This is a genomic window from Aurantimonas endophytica, from assembly GCF_014196845.1.
Taxonomy (GTDB): Bacteria; Pseudomonadota; Alphaproteobacteria; order Rhizobiales; family Rhizobiaceae; genus Aurantimonas; species Aurantimonas endophytica.
In genome coordinates, this window is record NZ_JACIEM010000005.1 from 471,062 (window position 1) to 495,295 (window position 24,234).

Annotated in this window: 24 protein-coding genes; 14 read left to right on the forward strand and 10 right to left on the reverse strand. The window is 67.1% G+C overall.

The genetic code is table 11. From position 1 onward, the window contains the following. Nucleotides 1-16: 16 nt before the first annotated feature. Together GGR03_RS19750 and odc2 are read right to left on the reverse strand one after the other, a co-directional pair. Nucleotides 17-607: a GNAT family N-acetyltransferase gene (locus tag GGR03_RS19750; protein WP_183210479.1), complete on the reverse strand. Its 591-nt coding sequence runs from the start codon at nt 605-607 to the stop codon at nt 17-19. 134 nt (nt 608-741) lie between these two features. Next, nucleotides 742-1,875, reverse strand: a complete 1,134-nt coding sequence (odc2, locus tag GGR03_RS19755; RefSeq protein ID WP_183210480.1) for an ornithine/lysine decarboxylase — start codon at nt 1,873-1,875, stop codon at nt 742-744. Between the two features lie 525 nt (nt 1,876-2,400). Between odc2 and GGR03_RS19760 the strand changes: the two genes are divergently transcribed. The 4 genes from GGR03_RS19760 (at nt 2,401) to GGR03_RS19775 (ending at nt 5,712) form a co-directional block, all read left to right on the forward strand. After that, on the forward strand, nt 2,401-3,318 hold the full coding sequence (locus GGR03_RS19760) for a LysR family transcriptional regulator (RefSeq protein WP_183210632.1): 918 nt from the start codon (nt 2,401-2,403) through the stop codon (nt 3,316-3,318). A 57-nt stretch (nt 3,319-3,375) separates the two neighbouring features. Further along, nucleotides 3,376-3,888 (forward strand): L,D-transpeptidase, encoded by a 513-nt coding sequence (locus tag GGR03_RS19765; protein ID WP_183210481.1) that lies wholly within the window; start codon nt 3,376-3,378, stop codon nt 3,886-3,888. An 82-nt stretch (nt 3,889-3,970) separates the two neighbouring features. Then, nucleotides 3,971-4,642 (forward strand): DUF1007 family protein, encoded by a 672-nt coding sequence (locus GGR03_RS19770; protein WP_246368256.1) that lies wholly within the window; start codon nt 3,971-3,973, stop codon nt 4,640-4,642. Next, on the forward strand, nt 4,624-5,712 hold the full coding sequence (locus GGR03_RS19775; protein WP_183210482.1) for a nickel/cobalt transporter: 1,089 nt from the start codon (nt 4,624-4,626) through the stop codon (nt 5,710-5,712). The genes GGR03_RS19770 and GGR03_RS19775 overlap by 19 nt, the downstream gene beginning before the upstream one ends. Before the next feature lie 11 nt (nt 5,713-5,723). Here the strand turns inward: GGR03_RS19775 and GGR03_RS19780 are convergent, their stop codons facing one another. Together GGR03_RS19780 and GGR03_RS19785 are read right to left on the reverse strand one after the other, a co-directional pair. Further along, nucleotides 5,724-6,080 (reverse strand): DCC1-like thiol-disulfide oxidoreductase family protein, encoded by a 357-nt coding sequence (locus tag GGR03_RS19780; RefSeq protein ID WP_252920315.1) that lies wholly within the window; start codon nt 6,078-6,080, stop codon nt 5,724-5,726. Continuing rightward, the gene (locus GGR03_RS19785) at nt 6,073-6,846 is read right to left on the reverse strand and encodes a gamma-glutamyl-gamma-aminobutyrate hydrolase family protein (protein WP_183210484.1); all 774 of its coding nucleotides are present in this window, start codon (nt 6,844-6,846) and stop codon (nt 6,073-6,075) included. Before GGR03_RS19785 ends, GGR03_RS19780 begins: the two co-directional genes overlap by 8 nt. A 328-nt stretch (nt 6,847-7,174) precedes the next feature. On the opposite strand from GGR03_RS19785, the gene GGR03_RS19790 reads away from it, so the two are divergent. The 6 genes from GGR03_RS19790 (at nt 7,175) to GGR03_RS19815 (ending at nt 13,091) form a co-directional block, all read left to right on the forward strand. Then, nucleotides 7,175-7,981, forward strand: coding sequence for a F0F1 ATP synthase subunit B family protein (locus GGR03_RS19790; RefSeq protein WP_183210485.1), 807 nt, complete (start codon nt 7,175-7,177; stop codon nt 7,979-7,981). After that, nucleotides 7,971-8,366: a phage holin family protein gene (locus GGR03_RS19795; protein WP_183210486.1), complete on the forward strand. Its 396-nt coding sequence runs from the start codon at nt 7,971-7,973 to the stop codon at nt 8,364-8,366. Before GGR03_RS19790 ends, GGR03_RS19795 begins: the two co-directional genes overlap by 11 nt. After that, nucleotides 8,363-9,457, forward strand: a complete 1,095-nt coding sequence (locus GGR03_RS19800) for a DUF3618 domain-containing protein (RefSeq protein ID WP_183210487.1) — start codon at nt 8,363-8,365, stop codon at nt 9,455-9,457. Before GGR03_RS19795 ends, GGR03_RS19800 begins: the two co-directional genes overlap by 4 nt. Nucleotides 9,458-9,668: 211 nt before the next feature. Beyond that, nucleotides 9,669-10,787: a TRAP transporter substrate-binding protein gene (locus GGR03_RS19805; protein WP_183210488.1), complete on the forward strand. Its 1,119-nt coding sequence runs from the start codon at nt 9,669-9,671 to the stop codon at nt 10,785-10,787. A 229-nt stretch (nt 10,788-11,016) separates the two neighbouring features. Beyond that, the gene (locus tag GGR03_RS19810) at nt 11,017-12,141 is read left to right on the forward strand and encodes a TRAP transporter substrate-binding protein (protein WP_183210489.1); all 1,125 of its coding nucleotides are present in this window, start codon (nt 11,017-11,019) and stop codon (nt 12,139-12,141) included. A 248-nt stretch (nt 12,142-12,389) separates the two neighbouring features. After that, nucleotides 12,390-13,091: a chromosome partitioning protein ParA gene (locus tag GGR03_RS19815; RefSeq protein ID WP_183210490.1), complete on the forward strand. Its 702-nt coding sequence runs from the start codon at nt 12,390-12,392 to the stop codon at nt 13,089-13,091. Between the two features lie 51 nt (nt 13,092-13,142). Here the strand turns inward: GGR03_RS19815 and GGR03_RS19820 are convergent, their stop codons facing one another. Both GGR03_RS19820 and GGR03_RS19825 read right to left on the reverse strand, forming a co-directional pair. After that, nucleotides 13,143-15,116, reverse strand: coding sequence for a TRAP transporter large permease (locus tag GGR03_RS19820; protein ID WP_183210491.1), 1,974 nt, complete (start codon nt 15,114-15,116; stop codon nt 13,143-13,145). Beyond that, nucleotides 15,113-15,766 carry a TRAP transporter small permease subunit gene (locus tag GGR03_RS19825; RefSeq protein WP_183210492.1) on the reverse strand — a complete coding sequence of 218 codons (654 nt, stop codon included), beginning with the start codon at nt 15,764-15,766 and terminating at the stop codon, nt 15,113-15,115. Before GGR03_RS19825 ends, GGR03_RS19820 begins: the two co-directional genes overlap by 4 nt. Before the next feature lie 352 nt (nt 15,767-16,118). Between GGR03_RS19825 and GGR03_RS19830 the strand changes: the two genes are divergently transcribed. The 4 genes from GGR03_RS19830 to GGR03_RS19845 all read left to right on the forward strand — a co-directional run bounded on the left by GGR03_RS19830 (nt 16,119) and on the right by GGR03_RS19845 (nt 21,250). Further along, a complete protein-coding gene (locus GGR03_RS19830; protein ID WP_183210493.1) occupies nt 16,119-19,580 on the forward strand; it encodes an indolepyruvate ferredoxin oxidoreductase family protein in 3,462 nt (1,153 codons plus the stop codon). Beyond that, nucleotides 19,580-20,104 (forward strand): RecX family transcriptional regulator, encoded by a 525-nt coding sequence (locus tag GGR03_RS19835; RefSeq protein WP_252920316.1) that lies wholly within the window; start codon nt 19,580-19,582, stop codon nt 20,102-20,104. Before GGR03_RS19830 ends, GGR03_RS19835 begins: the two co-directional genes overlap by 1 nt. A gap of 190 nt (nt 20,105-20,294) precedes the next feature. Further along, nucleotides 20,295-20,858 carry a type 1 glutamine amidotransferase domain-containing protein gene (locus GGR03_RS19840; protein WP_183210494.1) on the forward strand — a complete coding sequence of 188 codons (564 nt, stop codon included), beginning with the start codon at nt 20,295-20,297 and terminating at the stop codon, nt 20,856-20,858. A 167-nt stretch (nt 20,859-21,025) separates the two neighbouring features. Then, complete coding sequence (locus GGR03_RS19845) at nt 21,026-21,250, forward strand: aa3-type cytochrome c oxidase subunit IV (RefSeq protein WP_183210495.1); 225 nt, start codon at nt 21,026-21,028, stop codon at nt 21,248-21,250. A gap of 138 nt (nt 21,251-21,388) precedes the next feature. Here GGR03_RS19845 and GGR03_RS19850 read toward each other — a convergent pair whose 3' ends face one another. The 4 genes from GGR03_RS19850 to GGR03_RS19865 form a co-directional block, all read right to left on the reverse strand. After that, nucleotides 21,389-21,913 carry a DUF992 domain-containing protein gene (locus GGR03_RS19850; protein ID WP_183210496.1) on the reverse strand — a complete coding sequence of 175 codons (525 nt, stop codon included), beginning with the start codon at nt 21,911-21,913 and terminating at the stop codon, nt 21,389-21,391. Nucleotides 21,914-22,029: 116 nt separating this feature from the next. Continuing rightward, a complete protein-coding gene (locus tag GGR03_RS19855; RefSeq protein WP_425486726.1) occupies nt 22,030-22,935 on the reverse strand; it encodes a tetratricopeptide repeat protein in 906 nt (301 codons plus the stop codon). 189 nt (nt 22,936-23,124) lie between these two features. Continuing rightward, complete coding sequence (gene rpsU, locus GGR03_RS19860; protein ID WP_183210498.1) at nt 23,125-23,349, reverse strand: 30S ribosomal protein S21; 225 nt, start codon at nt 23,347-23,349, stop codon at nt 23,125-23,127. Between the two features lie 165 nt (nt 23,350-23,514). Further along, on the reverse strand, nt 23,515-24,204 hold the full coding sequence (locus GGR03_RS19865; protein WP_183210499.1) for a DUF2380 domain-containing protein: 690 nt from the start codon (nt 24,202-24,204) through the stop codon (nt 23,515-23,517). Between the last annotated feature and the right edge of the window lie 30 nt (nt 24,205-24,234).

Below are 24,234 nucleotides of genomic sequence, written 5' to 3' on the forward strand. Positions count from 1 at the left end.
CTACAGGTGTCGGCCTTCAGGCCGCCGCTTCGAGCAGGGCGCCGTTGCCCTGCAGCCGACCGGTGGCAGTGATGCGCCCGGTCGCGCCGGCAAGCGCGCCAACCTGCAGTTCCAGCGCCAGCAGGCGCCGCTGCTCGAACGGGCCGGGCATGGCAAGCGCGCCGGTCGCCGCGGCCGAGAAGCCAAAGCGGCCGTAATATTCCGGATCACCGACGAGCAGGATAGCGCCGTGGCCGAGCCGCGCGGCTTCGGCGATGGCGTGGCGCATCAGCGCGCCGCCGATGCCTGCGCCATGCTGGCCGGGATCGACCGCAAGCGGGCCGAGCAGCAGGGCCGGGACTGGCGCGCCGCCGCGCGTCCCGGCGGCGATCTCCCACAGCCGGACCGTGCCGACGAGGGCGCTATCGGCGGCGATCGCTGCCAGGCTGAGGCCGTGCGCGGGCAGGCGGCCGCGGCGCAGGGCCTCGGACGATTTGCGGGTGCGGCCCGGACCCATGGCGGCGTCGAGCAGCGCTTCGCGCGCAGCGACGTCGCCCGGCAGTTCCGGCCGGATGGCGAAGAAGGGTGCGGCCACTTCGAAGCAGCCGGCATGCTGGAATGCGGACATGAAGACCCCCAGGGATGCGGAGGCGAGAGGAACGAGCCGGGCAATACGGCGCGGGCGAAGACCCGGCGCCGCAGCGCCGGGTCAGCGTCGGAGCATGTCGCTCCGTCGTCGTTCGAGGCGGGTCGTCATGCCGCTCAGATCACGTATGCGCGCAGCGGCTCGAAGCCGTTGAACGCCACCGACGCGTAGGTCGTGGTGTAGGCGCCGGTGCCCTCGATCAGAACCTCGTCTCCCACCGTCAGGGTGATCGGCAGCGGATAGGGCTTCTTCTCGTAGAGGACGTCCGCCGAGTCGCAGGTTGGGCCGGCGAGGACGCAGGGCTCCATGAGGTCCGCGTCCCGGGCGGTCACGATCGGGTAGCGGATCGCCTCGTCCATCGTCTCGGCGAGGCCGCCGAACTTGCCGATGTCGAGATACACCCAGCGGTTCTCGTCGGTCGCCGACTTGCGCGACACGAGCACGACCTCGGCCTTGATGACGCCGGCGTCGCCGACCATGCCGCGGCCGGGCTCGATGATCGTCTCCGGCAGCCGGTTGCCGAAATGCCGGCGCAGGCTCTCGAAGATCGCCCTTCCATAGGCTTCGGCGGCCGGCACGTCCTTGAGATAGCGGGTCGGAAAGCCGCCGCCCATGTTGACCAGCGTCAGCACGATGCCCTTCTCGGCCAGCGCCTCGAAGACGAACTTGGCGTCGCCGATCGCCGCATCCCAGGCGTTGGTGTCGGTCTGCTGCGAGCCGACATGGAAGGAGATGCCGGTGGCGACGAGGCCGAGGCGGGCGGCTGCAAGCAGCACGTCGATCGCCATTGCCGGCACGCAGCCGAACTTGCGCGACAGCGGCCATTCGGCGCCTTCGCCGTTGGTCAGGACGCGGCAGAACACGCGGGCGCCGGGCGCCGCACGGGCGACCTTCTCGACTTCCTCGACGCAGTCGACGGCGAACAGCGACACGCCGAGAGCGGCCGCGCGCTCGATGTCGCGCTCCTTCTTGATCGTGTTGCCGTAGGAGATGCGCCGCGCCGTCGCGCCCGCCTCGAGCGCCATCTCGATCTCGGCGACGGAGGCGCAGTCGAAGTTCGAGCCGAGCGAGGCGAGGAGACGCAGCACCTCGGGAGCAGGATTGGCCTTCACCGCGTAGAAGATCGCCGAATCCGGCAAGGCCTTGCGGAAGGCGTGGAAATTGTTCTCGACGATGTCGAGATCGACGACGAGGCACGGGCCTTCCGGACGTCGGGTGGCGAGGAAGTCGAGGATGCGCTGCGTGGCCATGGGGCTCTCCCGAGAACCGAAAGGTCGACAAGAAGCGACCGCTCGGATTCCCCCCGTGCCAGCCGAAACGGCATGACAGGGCGGTCTCTCCGCGAGACGCGACGATGGCCGGTTTCGAACGCGTCGCGTCCGTCGCCGGAGTCAATCTGCCATGGCATGGTGGGCTTGGACCCGCCGCACTTCAGGCAATGATGGTGTGCCTCTTCAGTATTCCTGGCGATGGAGACCAGGAGAGACCAGAAAGGCCCGGACCGTCGTTGCTTAAAGGCGTCCTCGATTCCGCGATGCGGCGAAACCGACTGGGTGTGTTACGTCCAGGTACCGTCCCGGTGACCTCGCATTTGAGGGCCGGGGGACGCCCACGGGCACGTGCGACATGGGGCAAGGCGCGATGTATGCGGGCGCCCTGTCATACACAAGTGGGAAATTCCGTTGCCGGTTGATTTTTCGTCCCTTCCGGCGGAGGAAGGGCCGCTGCCGTGGACCGGCGGCAACACCACGCAAGCCTGGAGCAAGGTGCATTCGATGGACACGCTGACGCGGATGCGCGCCTTCATCTCGGTCGTGGAGAACGAGGGCTTCTCGGCAGCCGCCCGCAAGACCGGCCGTTCCAAGGCGCTGTTGTCGAAATATGTGCGCGAACTGGAGGACGAACTCGGCGTCCTCTTGATCAACCGCACGACTCGGCAGATCGCCCTGACGGCGGCGGGCGAGGTCTATCTGTCGCGCGCTTCGGCGATCCTTTCGGACCTCGAGAGCCTCAACGAGGAGGCGCGCGAGGCGACCGGCGAGGCGAAGGGTACGATCCGCGTTTCCGCCGCCCGCACCTTCGGTGACGCAGAACTGGGGCTCAGCCTCGTCGATTTCGCCAAGGACCATCCGGACATCAGCCTCGACGTCCATCTCGACGACAATTTCATCAATCTCGTCGAGGAAGGCTTCGACGTTGCGATCCGCATGACCCGCCTCGCCGATTCGGCGATGATCGCCCGCCGCCTGGCCTCGCTCGACTTCGCCATCGTCGGCAGTCCGGATCTCCTGAAGCGGCTCGGCCGCCCGACTCACCCGTCGCAGATCGCCGGCTTCCCGGCGGTGATCGATTCCAACTCCCGCATGTTCTCGAACTGGATCTTCCGCGACCCCGAGACCAAGGAGACGATCCCGGTCACGGTCTCCGGGCAGTTCACCGCCAACAGCCCGGTCACCGTGCGGGCGGCGGCGATCGCCGGGCTCGGCCTTGCGCTGAGCCCAACCTTCGTCGTGCGCAAGGATCTGGAAGCCGGCCGGCTGGTCACCGTGCTCGATGACTACATGCCGAGCGAGGCCGGCATCTATGCCGTCTTCCCGCATCGCCGGCACCTGCCGGCGCGGGTGCGCCTCTTCGTCGACTATCTGGCGAGCTGGTTCCGCAAATGCGACGGGCGGTCCAGGGACGAGCACTAAGCCGAAGGCTTCCGGCTTTTACGCAAAGTTCAGCGCTCTGACCGTAGCTTGCCGGTCATGCGTCACCTGATCCTCGCCACCCTGATTCTTCCCATCCTCGCCGTCTCTGGCGCAGCGTTCGCCGCGACCGGGGAGGGGCCCGCCGAAATCGCCTTCGCCGTCGAGGGCGAGCCGGGGACGATCGTGATCCGGACGTCCGAGCGCAAGCTCTACCTCGTCACCGGCAACGGCCGGGCGCTCGCCTACGACATCGCCGTCGGCAAGCCGAGCGAGCAATGGTTCGGCAAGAGCTGGGTGTCGAAGAAGCGGCCGAATCCGACCTGGACCCCGACCCCGTCGATGCGCCAGAAGAACCCGCGCCTGCCGCAATCGGTCGGGCCTGGCCCGAAGAACCCGCTCGGCGAACGCGCCATCAATCTCGGCTGGGGCGCCTACCGGATCCACGGTACCAACAACCCCCGCTCGATCGGCAGCGCCGCCTCGGCCGGCTGCTTCCGGATGCGCAACGAGGACGTCCGCGACCTCTACGAGCGGGTCAATGTCGGCGCGCAGGTCGTCGTGCTGCGCTGACAGCCACGGCCCGCTCGATTCTTCAAACTTCGGCCATTCTTGTCGTGTCTTGGAAAAGGTGACTCTGGAGGGGATTCGGCCTTTGAACCAGTGCAGTATGCTCGGCGCCGTGGCGCTGATGGCGATCGTGGGGACGGCGGCTCCGGCCCTTGCCCATCCGCACGTCTTCGCCGAGGCGAAGGTCGAGATCGTCGGCACGCCCGATTCGCGCCTCGCGGCAGTGCGCAATGTGTGGCGGATGGACGAGTTGTTCTCCTCCTCCGTGCTGGTCGACTTCGACAAGAACGCCAACGGCACGCTCGACCAGGACGAGCTTCTTGAGATCGGCACGACGGTGAAGGAGTCCATCGCGGAGTGGGATTTCTACACTTTCGTCGAAACCGCCGGCCGCTCGGTAAAGCTGACGCCGCCGGACGTGATCCACACGCTGTATGAAGACGGCCAGCTGCTGATGTTCTTCGAGATGCGGGCGGCCGAGCCGGTGGGTCTCGCCGCGGGCAAGCTGACGGTGGCGAATTTCGACGACACCTTCTTCGTCGCCTTCGACGTCGCCAGCGAAGCCGACTTCCAGCTCATCGACATGCCGAAGCAATGCACCAAGCAATATGTCGTCCCGGATGCGGACGCAGCGGCGCAGCAATGGATGGAGTCCGTCGCCAGTCTCGGCCCGGACGAATCGATCCCCGAGGACGGCATCAACTATTCCCAGGTTCTGGCGACGCGCATCGAGGTCTCATGCGGCCCCGCCAGCTGATCCTGTTCGCCCTGCTCGCGGTCGCGCTCGTCACGGCCGGGCCGGCGCTGGCGCGCTCGTCGCTCGGCATCGGCAGCGCCGAGGTCACGGCGCAGCCGTCAGGCGGTCTCCTGGGCGGGCTGTTCACCCAGATCGCGGTCTATCAGCGCGAGTTCTTCACGGCGCTGCGCGGCGCGCTGATCGACTTGAAGGACGACGGCCTGGCGCTGCCGTTCCTGGTTGGCCTGTCCTTCGCCTACGGTGTGTTCCACGCCGCCGGGCCCGGCCACGGCAAGGCGGTGATCTCGGCCTATGTTCTGGCCAACGAGGTCGAGCTGCGCCGCGGCATCATGCTTTCCTTCGTTTCCTCGATGGTCCAGGCCGTCTCGGCACTCGTCATCGTGGGCGCCGGCTGGTTCATCCTGCGCGGCACGGCGGTCTCGATGACCGATGCGACGGACTTTCTGGAGCTCGTCTCCTACGCCTTGGTCGCCGGCTTCGGAGCCTGGCTGCTGGTCCGCAAGCTCGCTGCCCTCGCGGGCGACTGGCGCAAGGGGGGCGGCTCCCTAGCTTTCGCTCCCGCCGGCGGATACCGGGAAAGCGGCGCGATGGGCGCTCTCGCCTTCGCCGCGCCCGAACGGGCCGAAGCATCCGGCGGCACCCGGCTGATGCAGCCTGCTTCGGGCGCGTTAGCCGCCGACATCTGCACCGATTCCGAGGATGACTGCGGCTGCGGGCGCAGCCACATGCCCGACCCGAAATCGCTTTCGGAAAAGGTCACCTTCGGCTCCGCCGTCTCGGCGGTCTTCGCGGTCGGCCTCCGGCCATGCTCCGGCGCGATCGTCGTCCTCACCTTCGCGCTGGTGAACGGGCTCTATCTCGGCGGCATCCTTTCGGTGCTTGCCATGGCGCTCGGGACGGCGATCACGGTGTCCGCCATCGCCGCCATTGCCGTGTTTGCAAAAGGGTTCGCGCTGCAGCTCGGCGGGTCGCGCTACCGGGCGGTGACGACGGTCGTGGAGATCGCCGGCGCGCTGCTGCTGCTGCTCGTCGGGCTGCTGCTCCTCGGCGGGGCCCTGCAGACGGTCTGAGCCGGGCGCTTCTACGGCCCGGGCCGGGATAGCAGCGCCTGCAGGCGCGGTCGGCCCTTGAGGAACAGCAGGTAAGACCGTTCGAGGAACCGCAGGACCAGCGGGTTCCGGGCCGCAAGCCCCAGCGGCCGAAGCTTCGGGATCGCCCGCCACATGGCAGCGAATGCCGCGGCGCCCGAGAGCAGCTTGCCATCTTCCGTCGCGTGGAATCGCGCCAGCAATTCACGCCGGTCGATGGGGCAGGCGACATTGTCATCGGCGACATCGACAAAGGCGATCGCATCTCGGCGATCAAGCCGACGCATGAGCGCGATCTCCCGCCGGCACAGCGGACAGGCGCCGTCGAACCAGACGGTGACCTCAGCCACGCGGTGATTCCGCGCGTGCCGACGCATAGGCCCGGCACGCGGCGGCGAAAGCGTGGAAGATCGCCGCTGAAGCTGCGTCGCTCTCCGCCCAGTACTCCGGATGCCATTGCACGCCGAGGGCGAAGCCCTTCGCGCCCTCGACGGAAACCGCCTCGATCGTGCCGTCTTCCGCCTCCGCCTCCACGGCGAGCCCCGGCGCCAGCCGGTCGATCGCCTGGCGGTGCAGCGAGTTCACCCGGATTTCGTCGTCGCCGACGATGCCCGCCAGCACGCCGCCGGGCGCGACGGCGACTGGATGGCGCACGGCGAAGCGTTCCCGCTGTTCGTCGTGCTTGATCGCACGGTGATCCATCCGGCCCTCGCCCTCCTGGATCTCCGTCGCCAGCGTGCCACCCAGCGCAACGTTCAATTCCTGGTGCCCCCGACAGATGCAGAGGAGCGGCAGGCCGATCTCGATGGCGCCGTGGATCAGCGCCTCGGTCAGCCGGTCACGCGCCGGATCGTACGGCTCGTGTGCCGTCGATGGCTCCATGCCGTAGCGATCCGGATGAATGTTCGAAGCCGAGCCCGTCATCATCAAGCCGTCCACGCGCGACAGCAGCGCCGCGACGTCGAACTCGTCGGCAAGCGCCGGCACGATGACCGGGATGGCGCCCGCCACCCGGGTCAGCGCCTTCAGGTAGGTGTCGGGAGTCGCGTGCCAGCGATAATTCTCGAACTCCCGGACATCGGCGGGCACGGCAACGAGGATCGGATCGAGCGGCATGGCAGTCTTTCGAGTGTTCCGGTAGCCGCCAGATAAGCGTGCCCGCCCGGCTTGTCGACGGTATCGGCAAAGTACTGCGACAGTGATTCTCGGTGTGCTTCGCTCCGCAATACAGGCCGGTAGTCAACCATCGACCCGGAACCATCTCACTGTTCGGTGATTGGTCCTTAGAGCCGGACGAGCCGGAGCGGCGAAATTATCGCGTGTCCGTCAGTCCCAGCGCGACACGAGGCAGGAAATATCATGAACAGTATCATCTATCTTATCGGCCTGATCGTCGTGGTCCTCGCCGTCCTTTCACTCCTGGGACTCAGCTGAGGAGACCACAATGTCAGATATCAACAAATCAGCGCCCGACCGGGCGCGCGAAGATCTGGACGCGGCGCGCAATCGCGCCGGTCAGGAAGCGGGCGCTGCCCGTGAGGAAGCCCGCAAGCTGGGCGAAACGGTCCGTCAGCAGGCCGGGGACCTCGCCGGGAAGGCGAAGGAGCGGGCTTACGAAGGCGCGGAGACGGGCAAGGAGACGGTGGCCGGTGGCCTCGACGACTTCGCCGCCGCAGTGCGCAAGGCGTCCGACGAGTTGGGCGACCGCGACCAGTCCATGGCCTCCAAGCTCGTTCGCGAGGTCGCCGGCGGACTGGAGGACGCGTCGCGCAGCATTCACGGGCACAGCATCGAGGACCTGACGCGGTCGGTTGCAAGCTTCGCCCGCCGTCGGCCGACGACGTTCCTTGTCGGTGCCGCGCTTGCCGGCGTGGCGCTTGGGCGCTTTGCCCGCGCCTCCGGCGAGCACACCTCGCAGGATTATGGCGACAGCACGTCATCGTCGGGCGAACGGCCTGGCTCGGCGGCAGGTGCCAGCGGATATGCGCCGACCTATGGCGACCAGCCGCGCCCCGTCGAGGGCGCTCATCCCGTAGGCGTCGACCCGGTGACGGGCAAGCAGCGCCATCAGGATCCGGCCGTCGGAGCCGCGACGGTTTCCAGGCCCGGAACGAGCAATCTCTCGGCCGGCAACGACCCGCTCACCGGCAAGCCTCGCTATGAGGGCTCGACGTCGGGAACCGCTTCCACGTCGTCCACTTCCCCATCGGGCATCACCCCCAAAGCACCCGGAGGCAGCAATGTCCGTTGAACCGCGCGAATCCCGTTCAGTCACCGACCTGATCACGGATCTGATCCGCGAGACCGGTGAACTCGTCCGGACTGAAAGCCGCCTCGTGCGGGCCGAAATTTCGGACAAGGTGCGGCAGCTCGAGATGGGTGGCGGCTCGCTTGCCGCCGGTGCCATCTGCCTGCTGGTCGCCCTCTTCGTTCTGGCGCAGGCCCTGATCGTCGCGCTTGGCGACGTCATCGGCGACGCCTGGGCCGCACTTCTCGTCGGGGTCGTGATTGCCGCCATCGGCATGGCGCTTCTCGCCAAGGGCCGCCGCGACCTCGCCCCCAGCAATCTCATGCCCGACCGCTCGACCAACCAGTTGAGCAAGGACGGCCAGCTCGTGAAGGAGCAGATCCGATGAGCGACAACACAACCCGCCTCGAGCAGGAGGCCGAATCGCATCGGTCCAAGCTCGACTCCACCCTCGATGAACTGCGCGGCCGCCTGTCGGTCGGCCAGATCGTCGACGAACTCTCCGGCTATGTCCGCGAGGGCGGCGGCGCGGATGCCGTGAACAATTTTGGCCGTCAGGTTCGTGACAATCCGCTGGCCCTCGGCCTGGTAGGGGCAGGCCTCGCCTGGCTCTTCCTCGGCGACGGCGTACGCTCGGAAAGCCAGCGCCTCGCCAACCGCTACGGCGATTGGCGCGATGATCGCGAGTATGACGACTTCGAAGGCGCATTCCCTGCCGGATCGGCAGGCGCCGGCGCCATGCCGCGCGGCGGTCGTCCAATGCCCGCCTATCCGCAGGGCGGCACGCCGCCGGTCGGCGGCGTGGCCTCGACGTCGTCGACCAATGTCTCGGGCGGCAGCCACGGCTCGGTGGGTGGGACCATCAAGTCCGGCGCCTCCAGCGCTTCCGACGCCGTCGGTAGTGCAGCCGGCTCCGTGAAGAGCGGCGCGTCCAATCTTGCGTCATCCGTCGGAGACGCGGCCAGCCGCGCCGGCGGAGCCGCGAGCGACGCCGCCGGTTCGGCCACGGACGCCATGCGCCGTGCATCCCATGACGCGACCGATGCGGCCCGTCATGCCGGCAGCGCGGCCTGGGAAGGCGCTCGTCATGCCGGCCAGGGCGCCTACCGCACGGGCCGTCGCGCCCAGCGCACGATCATCGATGCGATGCATGACGAGCCGTTGGTCTTCGGTGCCTTGGCACTGGCGATCGGTGCTGCGATCGGCGCAGCCTTGCCGGCGACCCGCCGCGAGGACGAGCTGGTCGGCGGCATGCGCGACAAGGTGCGTGATGATGCCGTCGCCTATGGCCGCGACACGCTCCACCGCGCGGAACACGTCGCTGGCGCCGCCTACGAGGCGGCCAGCGAGGAAGCCGAGGCCAAGGGTCTGAAGCCAGACACCAAGTCCGGCGAAACGCTTGCCGAGAAGGCTGGCAGCGTCGCTCGCGCGGCCGGCGAGGCTGCTAAGGACGACGCCAAGAAGCAGGACCTGACCTGATCCTCCTCGACGTGCGGACATACCAGGCGGCGGTCCTTCGGGATCGCCGCCTTTTTTGTGGCCGGCACGTCCGCCGGCCGAGCGGCGGGTGCAGAACCCTGACTTGCGTTTCGGGGCCGCCTGCGTAGGATCGCGGGCAAGACGGCGACCAATTTGCCGCAGTTACACACGCCGCCCCTTCGGGCGGCGCGTTCGTTCCCGGGAGGCGACAATGGACAGACGCAAATTCATCGGCGGTGCGGCCAAGAGCGCGATCGGCGCCGGCGCGGTCGGCATCGGCGCGGTGAGCCTGGCGGCTCCCGCCATCGCGCAGGAGCGGCCCAAGATCACCTGGCGCTGCACCTCGTCGTTCCCGAAGTCCGTGGACACGATCTACGGCGCGTCCGAGCTTCTGACCCGCTATGTCCGCGAGGCGAGCGACGGTCAGTTCGAGATCCAGATGTTCGCCGCCGGCGAGATCGTGCCCGGGGGGCAGGCGCTCGACGCTGTGCAGAACGGCACGGTCGAGATGGCTCATACCGCCTCCTACTACTACGTCGGCAAGGACCCGGCCTTCGCCTTCGGCACCGCGGTTCCGTTCGGACTGAACGCACGCCAGCTCAATGCCTGGTTTTACGAGGGCGGCGGCAACGACCTCTTGAACGAGTTCTACGGCAAGACCGGCGTCTATGGCCTGCCGGCCGGCAATACCGGTGCGCAGATGGGCGGCTGGTACCGCAAGGAGATCAACACGCTCGCCGATCTCCGTGGCCTGAAACTGCGGATCGCCGGACTGGCGGGACGGGTCGTCGAGAAGCTCGGCGTCGTGCCGCAGCAGATTCCGGCGGGCGACATCTACGCGGCACTGGAGCGGGGAACGCTCGATGCCGTCGAGTTCGTCGGTCCTTACGACGACGAGAAGCTCGGCTTCCAGCAGGTCGCCCAGTACTACTATTACCCCGCCTGGTGGGAAGGCGGCGCAGCGCTGCACATGATGTTCAATCTCGAGCAGTGGAATTCGCTGCCACAGGCCTACAAGGCGATGCTGGAATCGGCCTGCCAGGCGATCAACGGCTCGATGCTGGCCTCCTACGACTATCGCAATCCGATGGCGCTGAAGCGTCTCGCGGCTGCAGGCGCTCAGCTGCGCCCGTTCAGCCAGGAGATCATGCAGGCGAGCTTCGAGGCGGCCAACGAAGTGCACGCGGAAATCTCCGCCACCAATGCCGACTACAAGACGCTGCTTGACAGCCAGAACGCCTTCAAGCGCGACGCCTATCTCTGGGCGCAGATCTCCGAGTACAGCTTCGATACGTTCATGATGGTCCAGCAGCGCCAGAACGCGCTCTGACATCTGCGCGGAAGCCGCTCTCCGCGGCTTCCGCTTCTCCTTGGGGAACACGCGACGCGTGCGTTGCAAAATGCGCAGGGATGCCTACGATCAGGCAGGGCTCGCCGGTGAAGCCGGCGGGTAGGGAGCCACGCATCAGGGACCCGTCGCCGGGTTTCGCATCAAACCAGCTTTAACAATTCGTCGCCACCTGCTCCAAGACCGGGTGGGACCCAGGGAGTCCGTCCTCATGAACCGCCGCAAGTTTATCCGTAACAGTGCCGTCGGCGCATTCGGCGTCGCCGGTGCCGGCGCGCTGGCAGCCCCGGCCATCGCCCAGTCGCTGCCAAAGGTGCAGTGGCGCTGCACCTCGTCCTTCCCGAAATCGCTCGATACGATCTATGGCGGCGCCGAGGATCTCGCCAAATACGTCCGTGAGGCGACCGACGGCAATTTCGACATCCAGGTCTTTGCCGCCGGCGAGATCGTGCCGGGCCTGCAGGCCGCCGACGCCGTCACCGACGGCACGGTCCAGATGTGCCACACGGCGTCCTACTACTATGTGGGCAAGGACCCGACCTATGCGCTCGGCGCGACGGTGCCGTTCACGCTGAACGCCCGTGGCCTGCATGCCTGGCTCTATTACGGCGAGGGCATCACGCTCCTCAACGAGTACTTCAATGGCCAGGGCCTGCAGTACATGCCGGGCGGCAACACCGGCACCCAGATGGGCGGCTGGTTCCGCAAGGAGATCAACACGGTCGCCGATCTCAACGGCCTGAAGATGCGCATCGCGGGCCTCGCCGGCCAGGCGATGCAGAAGCTCGGCGTTGTGCCGCAGCAGATCGCCGGCGGCGACATCTATCCCTCGCTCGAAAAGGGCGTCATCGACGCCGCCGAGTGGATCGGACCCTATGACGACGAGAAGCTCGGCTTCGTGAAGGTCGCGCCGTACTACTACTACCCGGGCTGGTGGGAAGGGAGCCTGGCGCTCTGCTTCTTCACCAACAAGGCCGAGTACGACGCTCTGCCGGATGCCTACAAGAGCCTGCTCGCGACGGCCGCGCGCGCCTCGACGATCGAGATGCTCGCCGAGTACGACTACAAGAACCCGACGGCCTTGAAGACGCTGGTCCAGCAGGGCGCGCAGCTGCGCCCGTTCAGCCAGGAGATCATGCAGGCGAGCTTCGACTCCACGCAGGAGGTCTATGCCGAGATCAACGGCCAGAACGCGGCCTTCAAGAAGATCTACGACTCCATGGTGGCGTTCCGGAACGACACCTATCTCTGGCAGCAGGTCGGCGAATACACGTTCGACACCTTCATGATGATCAAGCAGCGCGAAGGCGCGCTGGTGCCGCAGCAGGGCGGCTGATCCCGCCCGAAACGTCGAGACCATGGAAGGCCCGGGGCGGAAGCGCTCCGGGCCTTTTCCGTGGCGGCGACATTCGCCGGCACACAACGTTAACCCTTGGTTAACCATAAGGTCGGAGACTTCGACGGATCGGACGATGGACGGGATTCTGCGCCGCATCGGCAGCAGGCCTCTCGGCACCGCCTGATCGGGCGGCAGAACCGCCCCGCAGAATTCACGCGGCGCGATGCCCTGCGACGAGGCCGATCATGCTCTCTGTCATCTCCGTCGGATCCCTGAAGGCCTCCGGCAGCGCGACGGTCGCGCTGACCCTCGCGAGCGTTGCTGCCGCGGCCGAAATCCCGGTGATGCTGGTCGATGCCGCGGCGCATGGGGAACTCGCCGGCTGGGCCGCCAAGGGCGCGCATCCGCCGCTTCTCCAGTATGAACACGCCGCCGACATCGCTGCCATCGAACGAGCGCTGCGACAGGCGTGGCGGCGCGGCGCGCTCGCCATCATCGACGCCGGCGAGGAAGAGCTGACAGTCCGTGCCGCAGCGGGCCTTGCCGAGCGGGCGCTGATCCCCGTGCGCTTCTCGCCGCTCTCGGCCTATTCGGCCCTCGTCACCGATCAATTGCTGGCGGCCGATGCGCGGCTCGCCCCTCGCGGCGACCGCTGCTTCGTCGCCAGCGCCATCACTGCGATCGGCAACGGTGTTGCCCGGAGCATCGAGGCGATCATCGGCACCAGCGATACGCTGCGCCTGCCTGTGGGACTGTCGCAATGCGCGGCCCACCTGGCCCCCTTCGTTCACGGGGGCACAATCTTCACGCTGGATGACACGGTCGTTGCCGGACTCGATCACGCGCGGGCGGAGGCGGCGAGCTTTGCGCACGCCGTCGGCATCCTTGGTGCGGCAGTCGAATCAAAGCCGGCACCCAGTTTCGACGCGCAGCGCCGGGCCGCCTGAACCCGTTCCTGCGCGTCGAGGCGGCGGGAATGGAGCGGCTGGCTTTTCGCCTTACTGGAAGCTCGGCGGCTGCGACAGGTCGATCGGGGCGCTCTGGCCGGAGGATGCCGGCGGCGCTGGTGACGCCGGTGCCGGCTGCTGAGCCGCTGGCGGCGCCGCAGGAGCTTGGGCTCCGCTACCCAGAGCATTGTTGAAGTCGAGTGGCGGCAGGCCCATCGATGGGGCAGGGGCGGCTGCCGGCGCGGGCGCTTGCTGCGTCGCGCCGCCAGGCGCAGGTGCCGCTGCCCCATCAGCCGGCGGTGCGCCGAGGGGCGGCATGCCGAGCGGCGGCAGACCCAGCGGGTTGTTCTGCTGCCCGCCGTTGCCGACGCCCGATGCGCCGCCCAGCGGCGGCAGCCCGCCTTCGCCGCCGAAATTCGGGATCTGCAGCTGGATCGTCGAGGGATCCTGCACAGGCGCCTCTGATTTGTAGCGCATGACCATCTGCGGGAAGAGGATCGTCAGGCCCACCATCACCAGCTGGATACACACGAACGGCACGGCACCGCGGTAGATCTGCCCGGTCGTCACCGGCTCCATCCGCTTGCCGGTGACGCGATCGAGATACGGCACGCGCGCCGCCACCGAGCGCAGGTAGAACAGCGCGAAGCCGAAGGGCGGATGCATGAACGAGGTCTGCATGTTCAGGCCGAGCAGCACCCCGAAGAAGATCAGGTCGATGCCCAGGCTGTCCGCCGCCGGTGCCAGGAGCGGCACGATGATGAAGGCGAGCTCGAAGAAGTCGAGGAAGAATGCCAGGAAGAAGACCAGGATGTTGACGACGATGAGGAAGCCGGTCTGGCCGCCCGGAACGGCGGTCAGCAGTTCCTCGACCCAGATATGGCCGTTGACGCCGTAGAAGGTCAGGGAGAACACCCGGGCGCCGATCAGGATGAACAGCACGAAGGCCGACAGCTTGGTCGTCGACTCCATCGCCTGGGTCATCAGCGAGAGGTTCAGCTTGCGCTTGCCGAAGGCGAGGACGAGCGCGCCGACGGCGCCCATCGCGCCACCTTCCGTCGGCGTGGCGATGCCGAGGAAGATCGTGCCGAGGACGAGGAAGATCAGCGCCAGCGGCGGGATCAGGACGATGATCACCTGCTGCGTCAGGTAGGACAGCAGCGGCAGCTTGAACGCCTTGTTGAGGACGGCGACGAAATACACCGCGAGGATGGCGATCGTGGCGCCCCAGATCGCCGCACCCTGCTCGACCTGACCCTCCAGGAAGGTCGTTGCCAGATAGGCGAGGACCACGGCTGCCGCCGCGGCGAAGATCAGCGAAGTGACGCCGTGCCCGAGGGTCCGCGCTTCCTTCGGCAAGGCGGGCGCGGCATTCGGATAGATCATCGTCATGGCGAAGATGTAGAGGACGTAGAGCCCGGTCAGGACCAGCGCCGGGACGAGGGCGCCCGAATACATGTCGCCGACCGACCGGCCGAGCTGGTCGGCGAGGACGATCAGCACCAGCGAGGGCGGGATGATCTGGGCAAGCGTTCCGGACGCGACGATGACGCCGCTGGCCAGCCGGCGGTCGTAGCCGTAGCGCAGCATGATCGGCAGCGAGATCAGGCCCATCGCGATGACCGAGGCGGCGACGACGCCGGTGGTGGCGGCCAGCAGCGCACCGACGAAGATCACCGCATAGGCGAGGCCGCCGCGCAGCGGGCCGAACAGCTGGCCGATCGTGTCGAGCAGATCCTCGGCCATGCCGGAACGTTCGAGGATCAGTCCCATGAAGGTGAAGAACGGGATCGCCAGCAGCGTGTCGTTCGACATGACGCCGCCGAAGAAGCGATCGGGCAGGGCGCCGAGCAGCGGCCAGAACAGGTTGATGTCGTCGGACAGCGGCGCCAGTTCGACGCCGATGATGAAGAACAGGAGGCCGTTGGCGGCCAGAGAGAACGCCACCGGATAGCCGAGCAGCAGGAAGACGATCAGCGAGCCGAACATGATCGGCGCGAGATTGTGGGCGACGAACTCGATCATCGGGTCACTCCCGGGCCACCGTCTCGGGGCTGTTTCGATGGCGGCGGATTGACCGGCGGTTCTGCGCCACCCTCCGGATGGTCGGGTGCCAGGGCGACAAGCTCGGAGACCTCCGCATGCGCCGATGCCATCGGGGTCGTGTCCTCGACACCGAAGAACATCACGCCGATGCGCTTGATCAGCTCGGATATGGCCTGCAGGAACAACAGCGCGAAGCCGGCGAGCAGCAGCGCCTTGGCGGGCCAGAGGATCAGGCCGCCGGCATTCGGCGAGGTCTCGCCACGCATGAAGGACTGCAGCACGTAGGGGTAGAGCAGCCAGAGCATCAGCATCGTGAACGGCAGCAGCATGAAGATGTGGCCGAGCAGGTCGATCCAGTCACGCGTGCGTTTGGAGACGACGTTCGAGACGATGTCGACGCGGATGTGCTCGTTCTTCAAGAGCGTCCAGGCCGCCGCCAACATGAAGATCGCCCCGAACAGATACCACTGCAGCTCCAGCCAGGCGTTGGAGGAGATGTCGAAGGCCTTGCGGATGACCGCGTTGCCGGCGCTGACCAGCACCACGACGAGCACCAGCCAAGACACGCCGCGACCGATGAAGGTCGTCACGCGGTCGATGCCGCGGGAAAAAGCCATGAGCGCCGACATTGTGCCTCGCCTCCCTCGTGTGCCCCGTCGATGGACCCGTTCGTGCGCGCGAGACGAGTGCGGCTCCGTCCTGCTCCTCCTGCGCGCCGGCGGCGCGGCCGAAGGTGCAGGGGAATCAGGCGTCGTCGTCGCTATGGTAGACCCGCATCGCCCGGCTGCCCGGGATGCGGTCCGTTAAGGAAATTCTGTTGCCTATGCAAGGGCACTGAATTTATCCGCTACAAATCGAACTCCGGGCAGGCCGGGGCACCGAAAGGTTTTGACCTCGCCGCGCAGGCGCCCCAAAACAGTCGGGGAAACAGGATGTTGACGGTGGGTGCCCTACGCGCCGCCGCTCGCGGGAGGTGCCTTCATGGCCGCGCGCAGCATTTCGCTGGACGACAAGTACGATCTCTCTGTCCCTGACGTCTTCTTGTCCGGGACGCAGGCCGTGGTGCGGCTGGTGCTGCTGCAGGCCTTCCTCGACCGCCAGGCCGGCCATGACACGGCCGGCTACGTCACCGGCTATCGCGGCTCGCCGCTGGGTGGACTGGACCAGCAGTTCCTGAAGGCGGCGGCCCGCCTTCGCGAGCAGAACATCGTCTTCGAGCCCGGCCTCAACGAGGACCTCGCGGCCACGGCCCTTTGGGGCACCCAGCAGGCGGAAGTGCGTGGCGAGGGCCGCCACGACGGCGTGTTCGGCATCTGGTACGGCAAGGGCCCCGGCGTCGATCGGTCCGGCGACGCGTTCCGTCACGCGAACCTGGCAGGCACGTCGCGGCTGGGTGGCATACTGGCGCTGATGGGGGACGATCACACCTGCGAATCCTCCACCACAGCTCACCAGTCCGAGTTCGCGTTCGTCGACGCGATGATGCCGATCTTCAACCCGGCCGGCGTGCAGGAGATCCTCGAATACGGTCTCGCAGGCTTCGCCCTGTCGCGCTTCTCCGGGCTGTGGACCGGGATGAAATGCGTCAAGGACAACATCGAATCCACGGCCACCGTCCATGCGGCGGCCGGCGCATCCTTCGCCCTCCCGGATGTTTCGCCGCCTCCCGGAGGCCTCAACATCAGGCGCGCCGCCCACCCGCTGGAGCAGGAGGCGATGCTGCACGATTTCCGGCTGCCGGCGGCGCGCGCCTTCATCGCCGCAAACCGCTTCAACCGGATCACCCATTCGGGCGGGCGCACGCCGCGCATCGGGATCCTCTCGCTCGGCAAATCGTGGCTCGATGTCGAGCAGGCGCTGGCCGGGCTCGGGATCGACGAACTCGGCGCGGCGAATTTCGGCGTCAGGCTGGGCAAGGTCGGGGTGCCCTGGCCACTCGACCCGGCCTTCGTGCGCAGCTTTGCCGACGGGCTCGAACTGGTGATCGTCGTCGAGGAGAAGCGCGGGCTGGTCGAGCCGCAGATGAAGGAGATACTCTACGGATCCGCGAACGCACCGTTGATTGTCGGCAAGACCGACGAGTCCGGCAGCACTCTGTTCACGCCGAAGGCCTCGCTGGATGCCAACGACATCGCGGTGGCGATCGGTCGGCGCATCCTCGATCGTCGGCCGAACGAGCGTCTCGGCGCGGCGGTGGCGGAAATCGACCGGCTGCAGACAGGCGCGCATAGTGCGTCGGAATACGCCCTGCGGACCCCATATTTCTGCGCCGGCTGCCCCCACAACAGCTCGACCCGCGTGCCCGAGGGTGCCCGCGCCTATGCCGGCATCGGCTGCCACTACATGGCACAGTGGATGGATCGCGCGACCGAGGGCTTCACCCAGATGGGCGGCGAAGGGGCCAACTGGATCGGCGAGCGGCATTTCTCCACCCGCGGCCACGTGTTCCAGAATCTGGGCGACGGCACCTACAACCATTCTGGCGCCCTCGCCCTGAGGGCGGCCTCCGCATCCGGCGCCAACGTCACCTACAAGATCCTCTTCAACGATGCCGTCGCCATGACCGGCGGGCAGCGGCACGAGGGCGGGCTGTCGGTGCCGGCCATCGCGGCGCAGGTCCTCGCGGAGGGCGCAAAGCGGGTGGTGGTGGTCTCCGACGAACCCGCCAAGCACGAGGGCGATCCGCGTCTGCCCGCAGGGACGAAGCTGTTCCACCGCTCGGAACTGGACTCCGTGCAGCGGGATCTGGCGGCCGCCGAAGGCCTGACGGTGCTGATCTACGACCAGACCTGCGCGGCCGAGAAGCGCCGGCGACGCAAGCGCGGCGCGTTCCCCGATCCCGACCGGCGGGTCGTCATCAACGAGCGGGTCTGCGAAGGCTGCGGCGATTGCGGGGTGCAGTCGAACTGCGTCGCCGTGACCGCCGTCGAAACCGAGTTCGGCCGCAAGCGCCAGATCGACCAGTCCGCCTGCAACAAGGACCTCTCCTGCCTCGAAGGCTTCTGCCCGTCCTTCGTCACCGTCCACGGCGCGGTCGCCAGGAAAGCGGAACGCCGCCGCGAGGCCGTCCCGAACGTGCCCGAGCCGGCGAAGGCGCCACTGGACGAGGCCATGGGCATCGTCATCACCGGCGTCGGCGGCACCGGCGTGGTCACCATCGGCGCGATCATCGGGATGGCGGCGCATCTCGACGGAAAGGGCGCCGGCATCATCGACATGGCGGGCCTCGCCCAGAAGGGCGGCGCGGTGATGAGCCATGTCCGGATCGCGCCGACGCCGGCGGACGTGAAGTCGATCCGCGTCGCCGCGGGCGAGGCGCGTCTCGTCATCGGCTGCGACATGGTGACTGCGGCGTCCGCCAAAGTGCGCTCCACCGTTGCGCGGGGCCGTACGACGGTCGTCCTCAACAGCCATGAGACGCTGTCGGGAGAATTCACCCGCAATGTCGATTTCTCGTTTCCCACGCGGCGTCTGCTCGAGGCGCTGGGTGACGCGGCGGGCAAGGATCGGCTACGCGTCGTCGATGCGGAACAGATCGCCGTCGCGCTGTTCGGGGACGCGATCTTCGCCAACATGCTGATGTTGGGCCTTGCCTTCCAGACGGGGGCGCTGCCGGTCTCGCGTGCAGCCATCCGCCGGGCGCTGACCCTCAATGGCGTCGCTGTCGACGCCAATCTCGCGGCCTTCGAATGGGGGCGGGCGATCGCCCATGATCCGGCGTGCATTCCCGCGCCGGAGGCCGCCGGCCGCATTGGCGGCAGCCTCGATCACCGTCGCCTTTCCGAAAGCCTCGACGAAGCGATCGAGCGACGGGCGAACGATCTCGCCGCCTATCAGGATGCGGCCTTCGCCGCGCGCTACCGCAAGAGGATTGCCGCGATCAGGAGCGCGGAAGCCGGCGTTGCACCGGGACGCCAGGACGTGGCCGACGCTGCAGCCCGGCAACTCTACCGGATGATGGCGCAGAAGGACGAATACGAGGTGGCGCGGTTCTACACCGACGGCAGTTTCGCCGCGCAGCTGGGCGAGCGTTTTGCGGACTACGGCCGGCTGGAGTTTCATCTCGCGCCGCCGATCATGGGGGAGGACGGGCCGAACGGCCGGCCGCGCAAGCGCGCCTTCGGTTCGTGGATGATGCTCGGCTTCCGGGCGCTGGCGGCGATGCGGCGGATCCGCGGCACGGCGCTCGATCCGTTCCGTTACTCTGGCGAACGCAAGGCGGAACGCGCCGAGTTGGCAGCCTACGAGGCGACGCTCGACGCGATCCTTGCCGGCCTCTCGCCAGCCAACCATCAGGCGGCGGCGGCCCTGGCCCGCTGGCCGGAGACGCTAAAAGGGTTCGGGCCCGTTCGGCGCCGGTTCGCCGCCGAAGCCGAGGCGCGACGGGTCGAGGCGGAAGCGGCTTTCTCCACGGCTGTGCGCGTCGCGGAAGCTGCCGAATAGTGGAGCGGCCAGTTCCACGGCCGATCACGGCGGAATGGCTGTTCCGGGCGGCCGCGCATTATCTCGAGCGCTATGCCTCCACGACAGCTAATCTGCGCCGGGTGCTGGAGCGCAAGGTGATGCGGCGCGCCCACGCGCGCGGCGAGGACGCCGCCGAGCACATGGGCCTGGTCGATGCGACCGTGGGGCGCTTCGTCGAGCTCGGCTTGGTGGACGACCGGTCCTTCGCGGAGGGGCGGCTCGCCAGCCTTCGCCGTCGGGGCACGTCGCGGCGGATGACGACGGCGAAGCTTCTCGAAAAAGGGGTCGAGAAGGCGCTGGTGGAAGAACTTGTCGCCGCCGACGAGACCGACGAGCTCACGGCGGCACATGCCTATGCCAAGCGTCGGCGGCTGGGGCCATGGCGCAGCCGGCAACGCGGGGAGCGGCGCGACCGCGACGTCGCGGCGATGATCCGCGCCGGCTTCACCTTTCCGGACGCGGCCTCTGCCATCGACAGCGAAGCCGACACCGGCGAGGCCTAGGGAACCCCTACGGAGCGCCGATGCCGCCGGACGGCTGCTGCCGAGAGGACGGAAGACCGGATCGACGAGTCGGAACCCGTTTGAAGTCAGCACGTTAGCCTTACCAACACCGACCAGGAACTGGATGAGGCACCCCGCGAATTCGCGTGGGGAACGCATCGCTATGGTCGATCAAGAAGGAACGGACATCATGCCGAGTATCAATCAGGCGAAGATCGCGATTCTGGCTACCGACGGCTTCGAGCAGTCGGAACTCTTCGAGCCGCTGGAGAAGCTGCGGCAGGCCGGCGCCGAAGTTCACGTCCTTTCGACGAAGTCGGGCTCCATCAAGGGCTGGGACAAGGACGACTGGGGCAAGGAAGTTCCGGTGGACAAGCTGCTGTCGGAGGTTCGCGTCTCCGAGTATGACGGCCTCGTGCTGCCGGGCGGCCAGATCAACCCGGACGTACTGCGCGCCGACCCCAAGGTCGTCAGCTTCGTGCGCGAGTTCTTCAACTCCAAGAAGCCGCTCGCCGCCATCTGCCATGCACCATGGCTGCTGATCGAGGCCGACGTTGTCCGCGGGCGGAATGTCACCTCCTACAAGTCGATCAGGACCGACATGGTCAACGCTGGCGGCAACTGGGAAGATTCCGAGGTCGTCGTCGACGAGGCGCTGATCACCTCGCGCAATCCGGGCGATCTCCCGGCCTTCGTCGCCAAGATCATCGAGGAAATCGAAGAGGGACGCCACGAGGACCGCAAGGTCGCCTGACCGCGCTTCGCCTGTTGCGGAAATACCTGGAACGACAATGACGGCCGGCGCTTGATGCGCCGGCCGTTCGCGTGCGTCGCTTCATCTGCCGTGGCTGACGCGGGCGCCGTTGCCAGCGCCGAGCCAGTTCGTGTATGTGCCTGATCAGCTTTTATGGAGACGATTGCATGGCCGGCACGCCCGAGTTCGACATCAACAACCCCGCCGAGATGGACTATCCCGAGCACGAGCGGACCTATTCGCGGTTCCTGGCGATGACCAAATGGGGCTCTGCCGCCATCATCGCGATCCTGGTGGGCATGCTCGTCGGGCTGATCATGGGCGCAGGCGTGATCGCCTCGGTACTCGCCTTCGCCATCGTTCTGGCCGTCGCCTGGTTGGTCTTTCGCTGAGCCGCCTGCCGGCACCGGCGGGCAGATTCCTGCCTCGGCGCGGCCCCGGACAGGGCCGCCTCTAGACCAGACTTTTAAATGCAAAACGGCCCGCGGAAGGATCCGCGGGCCGTTTCTGCTCTGTCCGTGATGGACGGCTTACTGCTCGATGATCGTCGTGCGCTTCTCGATGACCACCGGCTGGGGAGCAACTGCCTCCAGCGTGAACTTGGTGACGCCGACCGCGGCGTTGATGCCTTCCTGCGCCTGGATGCTGACCGGCTGCAGCGAATAGCTGTTGTCGGCGCCGCCGACGAGCACATTGGCGCCGCCGCCGACGATGGCCGACGCATCGGCGCTGGCGCCGACATAGGTGCCTGCCAGGGCGCTCGGCTGATAGCCGCCATCGCCTGCAGCCACTACGGCCCAGCTCATCACGGTGCGGCCGGTGACGCCGATGTCGAGGCCGAACGTATCGAGGGTCGCGTTGTAGCGCTCGACAGGGCCGCCGTCGGCCGGCGTGAAGTCGCAGACCAGATCTTCCGACGAGCCGATGATGAAGCCGGTGTTGCCGTCGCTGTTGCAGCCCAGAAGGCCGACTTCGCCGGCCGACGCAACACCGATGGCGAGCGGAGAGACGGCGAGGGCCGTCGCGAGAGCGACGGAAGAAATGGCGATTTTCATGGGATTAGTCCTTTTGACGTATTGCCCGCTTCGGCGGCAGAACCGCTGAAACCACCAGGAGTTCCCAAAATTGCGTCGACGACCACCGATTGGCCGCGCCGCCCCGGCTGCGGCGATCAGGCGCCGGCGGGGCCGCTGGTACGGGCCATGCCATCCTTGGCTGGCCGGTAGTTGGGATCCAGCTGGGCTGCCCTTGAGTAGGACCGGAAGGCGCGCGGGCGATCACCCCTTCGCTCGAAGATCACCGCCTGGTTGGTCCAGTACTCGGCTTTCTTGTCGTCGAGCTTCAGCGCCGCATTGAAATCGGTGAAGGCGTTCTCCTCGTCGCCGAGCGCGAGATACGACACGCCGCGGCCGGAATAGGGCTCCGGCGCCGTCGCCTGCAGCGAGATCGAGGTGGAAAAATCCTCGATCGCCTGCTTGTGCTGGCCGTCGAGCTGATAGAGCAGGCCGCGATTATGATAGGCCCGCGGATCCGTGGTATTGAGGTCGATCGCCCGCTGGAAGTCGGCTAGCGCTTCCTGGTTGCGGCCGGCGACGCGGTAGACATTGCCTCGGCCGATATAGGCGGAGTCGTAGTTCGGATTGATCTGCAGCGCGCTGTTGTAGTCCGCCAGCGCCAAAGCCGGCTGGTTGGTCTGGCGGTAGATCAGCGCGCGGTTCGCGTAGGCTTGGTGGAAGCTGGGATCCAGCCGGATCGCCGTGGCGAAGTCGGCGATGGCCGCATCGTACTGACCGGCGCGGCCATAGGCAGTGCCGCGCACGTTGTAGACTTCCGGATCGTTCGGATTGGCGTTCACCGTCTGCGTCAGCGACGCGATGTTCTGGTCGAGGCCCTGGTTCTGGTCGAGCGCGATGGCCTGGACCAGCGGTGCGTTCGAGCCGTCGGACTGGCAGGCGGCGAGAGCACCCAGCATCAGCAGCCCGGCGATCCGCGCCATTTTGTTCGCCGGAAGGCTTGCTGCGGTTCCAGACAGCGGGCGAGCGGCGAGCGCCCGGACAGTTCTCTGCGACTGCAACATTGGCTGATACTTCTCCCAAAGGCGATAGGCGGACACAGGATCAAGCCTGAGCGCGCTCGCCCGGACTTGCCCGCGACCGATCCGGACCCATCCCCTCTGGACCCTGACTCATGCAACAATCAAGCAGAAAGGCGGCGGGCCATGCCCACCGCCTTTCGCTAAATTCCGATATGGCCGAAAGGATGGCGCCTACTGGCTGCGGCCGCCGCCCACCAGGCCCTCGCGCTGGGCGCGCTTGCGGGCAAGCTTGCGGGCGCGGCGGACGGCTTCCGCCTTCTCGCGGGCACGTTTCTCCGAGGGCTTCTCGTAGTGATTGCGCATCTTCATCTCGCGGAAGATGCCCTCGCGCTGCATCTTCTTCTTCAGAGCGCGAAGAGCCTGATCGACATTGTTGTCGCGGACGAGTACCTGCACCTTGCAATCCGTTTCTGGGGTCCTGCGAAGGGTCGGCTCCCACTAGCCTGAGCCTCCGCGAAGACAAGTCTTCGAGAGCGATTTCGCCTTAACAGACGCGATGCAGCTTGTCGAGATGGCCCGTGTCGCTCCCCGCGGGACCGTTCCGTGCGAATGCGGAGCCGGCTATCGCGCACCCTCGGCAGCGGGCGAAAGGTCGGCTTCCACCACGTTGCGCGCGGAGAATTCGGCAGCGCGGCGGAAGGCCTCGTCGGAATCGCCGCGAAACGACAGCACCCGGCTCATCGAGCTGCGGCGCTGCGGGACATTCACGAGATCGAGGCGTCCCGTGCCGACGAGGGTGGAGATTTTCTGGATCGCCCCGAGAAGCACGTAGTCCGCATTCACCCGTTCGGCTGCATTGACTGCATCCTCGACGCTGAGCGAGCCGACACCGCATTCGGGCAATGGGCATTCGAGGGCGACGACCTCGAAACGGCCAGTGGCGGCGAGCTCCTCGCGCAGCACCGTCTCGAACAGGTCGACCCGCTGTTGGTGTTCGCTTGCGCGGTCGCCCGGCTCGCCGGATGTGTCCAGATAGTAGAAGTCGGCCAGGGCGATGCGCGGCACGTCGGCCGCGCGCGTCGTGCCGGCCGATGCGAGAGCGGCGAGCGCTCCGAGCAGGGCGACCATAGACCATCGGCTGTGCATGGGTTCCTCCCGGTTGCGGACCCGATCCCGGCCCTGCGGTTTACCGCTGTTTTTCCCGACGGTAGCCGCGTGTCTCGAACGTGTCACGCATCTTGCCTCTCGTCTTGTGAGCGCTGTCTCGATGCGGCGGTACGGCGAGACGGCTGTGAAGTTTGCGTCGCCCATGGCTTCACGCGAGCGGTGAAGTCGTGTTTA